This is a genomic window from bacterium (assembly GCA_039961635.1).
Classification (GTDB): Bacteria; 4484-113; 4484-113; order JAGGVC01; family JAGGVC01; genus JABRWB01.
Map to the genome: position 1 here is coordinate 1 of JABRWB010000061.1, position 8,087 is coordinate 8,087.

Annotated in this window: 8 protein-coding genes; 4 read left to right on the top strand and 4 right to left on the bottom strand. The window is 59.9% G+C overall.

Annotated elements, in window-relative coordinates; translation table 11 throughout:
* Both HRF49_09795 and HRF49_09800 read right to left on the bottom strand, forming a co-directional pair.
* On the bottom strand, positions 1 to 625 hold a 625-nt coding region (locus HRF49_09795), incomplete at its 3' end, for a hypothetical protein (GenBank protein ID MEP0814941.1).
* Between the two features lie 135 nt (positions 626 to 760).
* Positions 761 to 1,000 carry a hypothetical protein gene (locus HRF49_09800; protein ID MEP0814942.1) on the bottom strand — a complete coding sequence of 80 codons (240 nt, stop codon included), beginning with the start codon at positions 998 to 1,000 and terminating at the stop codon, positions 761 to 763.
* Between the two features lie 306 nt (positions 1,001 to 1,306).
* Between HRF49_09800 and HRF49_09805 the strand changes: the two genes are divergently transcribed.
* The 3 genes from HRF49_09805 to HRF49_09815 all read left to right on the top strand — a co-directional run bounded on the left by HRF49_09805 (position 1,307) and on the right by HRF49_09815 (position 2,878).
* Complete coding sequence (locus HRF49_09805) at positions 1,307 to 1,522, top strand: hypothetical protein (protein MEP0814943.1); 216 nt, start codon at positions 1,307 to 1,309, stop codon at positions 1,520 to 1,522.
* Complete coding sequence (locus HRF49_09810) at positions 1,519 to 1,785, top strand: type II toxin-antitoxin system RelE/ParE family toxin (GenBank protein MEP0814944.1); 267 nt, start codon at positions 1,519 to 1,521, stop codon at positions 1,783 to 1,785. The genes HRF49_09805 and HRF49_09810 overlap by 4 nt, the downstream gene beginning before the upstream one ends.
* A 91-nt stretch (positions 1,786 to 1,876) precedes the next feature.
* Positions 1,877 to 2,878 carry a HesA/MoeB/ThiF family protein gene (locus HRF49_09815; GenBank protein ID MEP0814945.1) on the top strand — a complete coding sequence of 334 codons (1,002 nt, stop codon included), beginning with the start codon at positions 1,877 to 1,879 and terminating at the stop codon, positions 2,876 to 2,878.
* Here HRF49_09815 and metG read toward each other — a convergent pair.
* A complete protein-coding gene (metG, locus tag HRF49_09820) occupies positions 2,875 to 4,896 on the bottom strand; it encodes a methionine--tRNA ligase (GenBank protein MEP0814946.1) in 2,022 nt (673 codons plus the stop codon). The genes HRF49_09815 and metG overlap by 4 nt on opposite strands.
* Before the next feature lie 185 nt (positions 4,897 to 5,081).
* Here metG and HRF49_09825 point away from each other — a divergent pair, with 185 nt between their 5' ends.
* Entirely contained in the window at positions 5,082 to 6,188 is a 1,107-nt protein-coding gene (locus HRF49_09825) for a DegT/DnrJ/EryC1/StrS family aminotransferase (GenBank protein MEP0814947.1), read from the top strand.
* Here HRF49_09825 and HRF49_09830 read toward each other — a convergent pair.
* Positions 6,176 to 7,660, bottom strand: coding sequence for a PQQ-binding-like beta-propeller repeat protein (locus tag HRF49_09830; protein ID MEP0814948.1), 1,485 nt, complete (start codon positions 7,658 to 7,660; stop codon positions 6,176 to 6,178). The genes HRF49_09825 and HRF49_09830 overlap by 13 nt on opposite strands.
* Positions 7,661 to 8,087 lie beyond the last annotated feature (427 nt).

The window sequence follows — 8,087 nt, forward strand, 5'->3', positions numbered from 1 at the left end:
CGTCCGCTCCCACGCGGTAAAACTCGCCGTCGATCACCTGCGAAGTGAAAAACCGGTAGCCATATACCTGGGACATGTATCCGAGCGCGATCGGCGTGACATCCCCGACGGCTATTTCCCCCGAACCGTCGCCGTCAATCCACTGCTCCAGCGGATCGTCGCCCAGCCCGTCGCCCGCATCCGCGAGATAATGCAAGGCGATCGGCGTGACGTCGGACACTCCCACTTCGCCGGAGAGATCGTAATCGCCCGTGTTGCGATAGCTCCACGAAAGCGTTTTGCTCGCGGGATCGTAAGCGAGGTCGGTGACTTTCCCCGCGTCCTCCGTGGGAAGTACCGATGCGGTGCGGTTCGCGGTGCCGAGTTCAATGAGTTTCTGCTGAAGCGCCTTCGAGAGATACGAAACCAACTCTCGTTGTGTATCATATGACGGTGCCTGAGAAAGCTCTGCTCTATCATGCGACTTCCCGCATCCCGCGACGGCGGCGATTAACATAAAAATGAGTACGAACTTCCCCGCCGCGTTCCAGATGCGCGATTTCAACGACTTTCCCGGATTGCCGGATTTCGCATCCGCTCCGTGATTACTTTTCACGCATGACCGGACGATATCTTTTGATTCCATACGCCTCACCTGCCAGCCGGTGCCAATCCGCCCCCGCAATTTCGATTATACCGCCGGGATCCGAGCCTGTCAATAGCTAGCGGAGATATTTGGAAAAAAAAAAAAAAAATCATCGGCTCAATAAGGTGTTTTTGGCTAAATACCCAGCCCCAGCGGGTCGCGCGTGCTGCGCATCGAGCCGACGGCCCAGATGCAGTCCCTTCCCTCTTCGGCGCAGCGCTGCGAGCGCTCGCATTCGACGTCGGTGTAGCCGCCGCGCTTGGGGCCGAGCGCGCCCAGCCCCGACTGCATCGGGAGGCGGGTCTCGATCGTCATGCGCACGTCAAGGCCGGTCTCCCGGCAGTGCTTCGCCTGAATGCACTGTGTGATGAACATGGCGGCCGCTTCCCCCGGACGGGATTATACCGGACAACCTTCGCCGCGGCAATAGCCGCGAAATGGACACGGGAGTCCGGACGGGGAATTGAGGGAATAGGGAGTAAGGAAAACAAGTTGGGAGTTCAGAGTTGAGCGTTGAGAGTTGGCTTCGCGGTAGGGCGCAATGAGGCATTGGTTTTAACTCTTAACCCTCAACCGGGCAACTATCTCGGGGCGCCGCGCCGGGAAAAAATCCGGGCTTCAACCTCTTGTTATCTTCAATTCCTGTCCGCCCCGTTTCGGGGTATAATCCGGACGGGGTGAATGATGAACCACCAAAGCGTAAAACCAAAGTTCGTGGTTGACGACCGCGGGCGCAGAAAATCCGTCCTGCTCACCGTCGCGGAGTACAGGCGGCTGATGAAGCGAATCGAGGATCTGGAAGACGCACTGGCGCTGGACGAAGCGCGAAAAACGGCGACCGGATTTACCGAATACTCGAAGATCCGCGAAGACCTGAAGAAAGCCGGAAGGTTATGAGCTACCTGCTGGTCGTCGACAACCGCGCGAGAAAAAAGCTGGAGGCGCTGCCGGACGACCTGCTAAAAAGGGTGGACAAAAAAATACTCGCCCTTGGCGATGAACCCAGGCCCGCCGGGTGCATCAAACTTGCGGCACGCGACGGCCCCGGATATCGGATCAGAGTCGGAGATATCAGAATCCTGTACGATGTGAACGACAAGGAAAAAATCGTCCGCGTTTTCAAAATCGAACGCCGAGAAAAGGCGTATAAGAAAAGATAATTGCGTCCGGCCGGGGCGGCCGGCCTCCTGTAGCGTTTTTTTGTTATCATTTGGCGCGATGGAGCGGGTGTCAGGCATCAGGTTTGATCGATTGGCGAGATACGCCGGGATCGGCTCGGACGGGCTACGCAATATGCACGGCAAAACCGCCGCCGTCGTTGGATGCGGCGGACTCGGCTCGGCGCTTATCACGCTTCTCGCGAGGTATCCGCTGGGAGGGATGAGGCTGATCGACCGGGACATCGTCGAGGAATCCAACCTTGCGCATCAGATTTTGTTTACAGCCGAAGACGCCGGGGGGGGGGCGACCAAGTGCGAGGCCGCGGCGGCGTACGCGCGGCGGATCAATCCGGAAATTAATTGCGAGGCCGTATTCGCCGATCTGCGCGTGCGCAACGCGGATACGATTCTGAGCGGCGCTGATATCGTAATCGACGGACTCGACAACTGGCGGACCAGATTTCTAATCAACGACTGGTGCATGAAAAACCGCGTGCCGTACGTGTACGGCGGCGTGGTGGAAGACGAGGCGACGGCGAAGGCGGTAGTGCCGGGAAAAACGAGCTGCCTTCGGTGCCTTTTGCCCGAGCCGCCGGAGCCCGGGACGACGCGCACGTGCGACGTTTACGGCGTACATCTGCCGGTGATTTCAGTCGCCGCTGGCGTGATGGTGGATATCGCGGTGCGGATATTTGCGGGACAGGCGCCGGAGGGCATCGGCGATGCTGCGACCATAAAGCTTGTCGGCGGTGCGCAGGAAATGCGGTCGATTTCCGGATCGCGCGCGATGCGGCCCGGATGCCCCGCATGCGGCGGCAGGTACGAATTTTTCGATCCGGCAAACGAGGAACGCGCGGGCGCGGTGTGCGGCGCGAACGCGATTGCAACCACGCTGGATTACGAAATCGATCTGGCTAAGCTCGCTGCCGCGCTGCCCGCGGAATTCGAAGTGTCGCATAGCAAATACTTCGTGCGCGCGAAATCGAGGGGGGGGATAGTTTTTACCGCATATGCGCACGGCAGGATAATGGCCGATGGCACTCGCGACGAATCCGTTCTGCGCGGATTCATCAGCCGGTATCTCGGCGGCTAGCTTATCTTAGCGCCCGGCGCCATCGGCCGGTCGACGGTGAGCACGGAAAGGTTTCCGCTTCCGTCCTGCGCGGCGAGGAGCATCCCGCGCGAAACGATTCCGCGCAGCTTTCGCGGCTGGAGGTTCGCGACGATAACTATCGTCTTTCCGGCGAGGTCCTCCGGCTTGTACCATTCGGCGATTCCCGCTGCGATTGTGCGGCCTTCCGGCGTGCCGTCGTCCAGCTCGACTTTCAGCAACTTGTCCGCGCCTTCGACCTTCGCGCAGGACTTGACTAGCGCAGTGATCAACTGCACCTTCGCGAAATCCTCGTACGCGAGGACGGCTATTCCCTCCGCGGGAGTATCCATTTTTTTCTCCTCTTTCTTCCGGGCGGAATTTTCGGGCAATGCCGTGTCCGCCTTCGAGTTTCCCCCCTCGTTTCGCGGCGGCTCGACGCGGGGGAATACGGGCGTGCTTTCGGGAAGCGACGAGCCAAGGGGATATGGCATCCGCACCTCGTCCCACGAAAATTCCGACAGCTTTCCGGAAAGCCCTATCGCTTCCCACAGCTTCTGCGCCGCGCCTGGGATGACCGGTGAAACGAGGAACAGCGCAGTTTTCATCACGTTGAACAAGACCGCGAACGCTGCCGCGATTTCGCCGCGGCGCTCCGGATGTTTCTTGAGCCGCCAGGGTTCCTTTTCGTCAATGTAGCGGTTTGTATTGCGGATGAGTTCCCAGATGGATTTCAGCGCGTCGGACAGCCGCAGCTCCCGGTACGCGGCCTCCGCTTCCGCGACGACGCGGTCGCGTTCGCTCAATAGCGAGGCGCCGGAGGCATCCGGCCCCCCCCCGTCATCCGGTACCTTTCCGCCGAAAAGCTGGTGCGCGAGGCTCACCATTCTGTGGACGAGGTTGCCCAGATCGTTGCCCAGATCGAAGTTGTATCGGTCCACCAAAAGATCAAGCGAGAAATTCCCGTCGAGGCCGAGCGGGACTTCGCGCGCGAAGAAATACCGCAGGCCGTCCGCGCCCACGAGGTCGCACGCTTCCTGCGGCGAGACCACGTTGCCAAGCGACTTGGACATCTTGTCGCCGCCGAAATTCCAGTATCCATGCACAACCATTTTTTTCACGGGCGGCAGGCCGAACGAAAGCAGCATTGCCGGAAATATCACCGCGTGGAACCAAGGGATGTCCTTGGCCATTATGTTCAAATCGCAAGGCCAGAAGTTCGCCTCCCCCTGCCCCGGGATATCGCCCTTGCCGAGCGTCCAAAGCTCCTCCGGCGGAAGATCAAGCCCCCCCCGCGCAAGGTAGCCGTCTATGTCGAATCCGCTGCCGGTCAGATACGTCAAAAGCGCGTCGACCCAGACGTAAAACACATGCCCGGAGTCCCACGGGAGCGGCACGCCCCACGACGTGCTCGTACGGCTGATGCACAGGTCCTTAAGCCCGTCCTTGATGCGGTTGAGCATTTCGGTGCGCCGGAAATCGGGGACGACGAATTCCGGATTCTCCTCGAAAAACCGCAGCAAAATGTCCTGGTATTTCGAGAGCCGGAAGTAGTACGACTCTTCGGTGAGATACTTCAGCCGCGGCTCGTTTTCCGGGTGCTCCGGCACCTCGTCGTCGTTCAGGAACCGGTTGTCCGTCGTGTGGTACCAGCCGGCGTACTCGCCCTTGTAAATATCGCCTTTTTCGTAAATTCGCCCGAAGAATTTCTGCACTACGTTGACGTGCTTCGGGTCGCTCGTGCGCTCGAAGCGGTAGTTTTCGATCTCGACCAGCCGCCACGCCTCGTGGAACGACGGGATTATCCGGTCGCAGAACGCCCGCGGGTCGATCCCCTCCGCCGCGGCGAGGTCGGCGATGCCCTGGCTGTGCTCGTCGCTGCCGGTCACCATCAGCGTGTCTCTGCCGCTCATGCGCATGAACCGCGCCACGATGTCGGCGATCACCGTCGTGTAGGTGGTGCCGAGGTGCGGCTTGGCGTTCACGTAATAAATCGGCGTGGTCAGGTAGAACTTATCCATCGCTTCCTCTGCGCGCGCCGGAGAGCGTCCGGAATTTGCGCGAGCGGGGATTATAGCGCAGCGCGTTAATGAAACCGCTATTGATGACGCGATTTCCGGCCTGAAATCCTATACAGTCGCAAGTGTCATGCATGATAGGCAATAGCTATTCGCGCGCTTATAATCCCCACGGTTCGGAGGAAAAAATGAAGGTACCTTTGCTGGATCTGGGCGCGCAGTACCGCGCCATCAAGCCGGAGATCGACGCCGCGCTTCTTGGCGCGTGCGAGAAAACGCAGTTCATTCTCGGCCCGGCGGTCGCGGACTTCGAGGCGCGGTTCGCGGAATACTGCGGGGTCGCGGCGTGCGCCGCGGTCAACAGCGGGACGAACGCTCTGTTCCTGCCGCTGCACTTCCTGGGAATCGGGCCGGGAGACGAGGTGATATGCCCGTCGTGGACGTTCGTCGCGACGGCCGAGGCGATAATGTACACGGGCGCGACTCCGGTGCTCGTCGATTGCGATCCGGTCACGTTCAACATAACGGCGGATGCGGTGGAAGCGGCGATAACGGAGCGGACGAAAGCGATAATGCCGGTGCACCTGTACGGGCGGCCGTGCGACATCGAGGGGATATGCAGGGTAGCGGCGGCGCGGGGGATTCCGGTCATCGAAGACGCGGCGCAGGCGCACGGCGCGGCGGTCGGCGGGAAGCGCGTCGGGAGCTTCGGCCGGTTCGGCGCGTTCAGCTTTTACCCGTCGAAAAACCTCGGCGCGTTCGGCGAGGGCGGCGCGGTCGTGAGCGACGACGCGGACGCGATCGCGCGGATCAAACGGCTGCGCGCGCACGGCGAAATCGAGCGTTATATCCACGGGGAGCTTGGGTTCAACATGCGCCTTGAAGGATTCCAGGGCGCGGTGCTGGGCGTGAAGCTTGCGTATTTGGAGAGATGGAACGAGGAGCGCAGGCGCGTCGGCGGGGCGTACCGCAAGGCGCTTTCGGGAACGCCGGTCACGATGATGGCGGACGACGCGCCGGGGATGCGCCAGGTGTACCACCTGATGGTGGTTCGCGCTCCAAAGCGAAACGAATTAAGGGCGTTCCTTGAGTCGAAGGGAATCGGGACGGCGATTCACTACCTTCTGCCGGTGCACAAGCAGCCGCTGTGGCTCGAAAAGTACGGCGATAATTTGTCGCTGCCTGTGTCGGAAACTTTGGCGGATGAAATTCTCAGCCTGCCGATGTATCCGGAGATGGCGGACGAACAAATCGAGTATGTTTGCGCGGCGGTGAAGGAGTTTTATTCCGGCTGATCGGGCGGGGAATCCCCCGGTTCAACCGGCTCGGTCGCATCCGGCGCGGCCTGTGCGGACGCATCGGATTCAGATTCATCCGCCGCCTCCGTTTCCGACGCGCTTCCCGAAGGATCGGCTGCCGCCGGTTCGCCGAAACAGACCAGCCTTCCGTCTTCGAGCGGTACGAGAATGCGGCGGCCCGGCGCGATCACCGGCTGTGCTCCGCTTTCGACCGCTCCGTCGCCCAGCGGAATCTCGTCGAGCAGCTCCAGCTCCTTGTAAACGTACAGCTTTCCGCCCGCCGCGACATAAACTCGGCCTTCGGAATCGAATGCAGGCGGCGCGCCGAAGGAAAGCCCTGCTTCGGCGGATTTGGCGTACTCCTTCGTCATCCGCATCGTTCCTTCCGCCTTCATCCAGGTGATCAGGTAAGAAGCCTCGCTCAGCTTGTCAGGCCGCGTCACCCAAGGAACCGCGTATTCGATAACTGTCTCCGCGTCGTTCTTTTCGGCATCGGATTTCGCCGATTGTCTATTCACCACGGCCGCAGGCCAGAAAAGCCCCGCAACAGCGGAATCGTTTTCTTTTCGCAATTTCCTTTCCTGCTCGACCGCGTCCGAAAAGACCGGGGATGACCATCTCAATCTTCCCGACAAGTCCAATTCGAAAAGCGTCCCCTCCACGGATGCAACCGTGACGCGATCTCCTTGTATCGCCGGAGCCGCGATGTTCGGACTTCCCGTCGCCCACTTCCACGCCAGTTTGCCGCCGGGGCCGAATTTGTACAAATACTCGCCGCTGGAGCAGATATACGCGAATCCATCGTCGTCGAAGCTGGCCGGAGACGCAGCGGATCCCTCGATTTTGGCGGCGCCTGTGGGCTGGCAATTCGCATCAAAAAACACGACCGTTCCGTCGAGCGAGGTGACCACCAACCCGCCATTTGGATGAACGGCCAAATTGGTAAGCGGCTCCGGCGAAATGTCCGAGCCGGGAATCCTGAAAAGCTCTCGGCCGTCGAATCCCACGGCGGCGAGTCCCCGGTCCGAGACGAACCAAATCTGGTCCGCCGCAAGGGCGGGCGAAGCCCGCAGGCCGTCCACCGCGGTTTGCAGTTCACCGTCAGCTTGAAGCTTCCAAAGGCTTGCGCCGTCGGGGCCAAGCGCGACAAGCGGCTTTCCCAGCGCGCAAGCATATATCCTGCCCTGCGAATCAAGAACCGGAGAAAGCGCCGGCGCGTCCCCGAGCGCGGCATCCCAAAGGCGCGCCAGTTTGGAAGGTCCGGGAATCGTTGCCGCGCCGAAAGACATGGGATTACCACCTGCCCTCGGCCAGACCGCGCCAACGGGCAGGGCTATCTTGACCGTTCGGACGTCTTTAACCTGCGGCAGGGATGCAACATCTTCCCCTTCGGGACAGCCGGCGGAAAACAGCAATGCAAGAACGGAGAAGGCTACATTCCACAATAGATGAACGATTTTTTTATCCAAAATCCGCCTCCGGCCGGCGGGTTGCCGGCGCAGATGGGATTATATTGCAGGACGGCTCAATTTGCTTTTGGATACGCCGGATAATCCAAATTGGACGGTTTTCCCATTATTTTCCCGTCTAACAGGTATAAATATGTTGACAATTCGAGGTTGCTCGCTGTATAATCACTGTGACTGGGGTTATGCGCCTTTGTTGGGCGGTCAAGGGGTGATTTGATTACGAGTTTGGGGAACTCATTTCTTAGCTTTAACTTGCCGGAAACGGGGAAGCTGCGCGCTCCATTTCGGAACGCGGCAACGGCTTTCGAGTTCATACTCAATTTTTAATTTTACAAGGAGTGATTGGTGATGGTAAGTGGCATGCGATGGTTGTTATGGGGAGCGGTGGTGACATTGCTTCTCGTGGCTGTCCTCGCTGGCTGCGGCA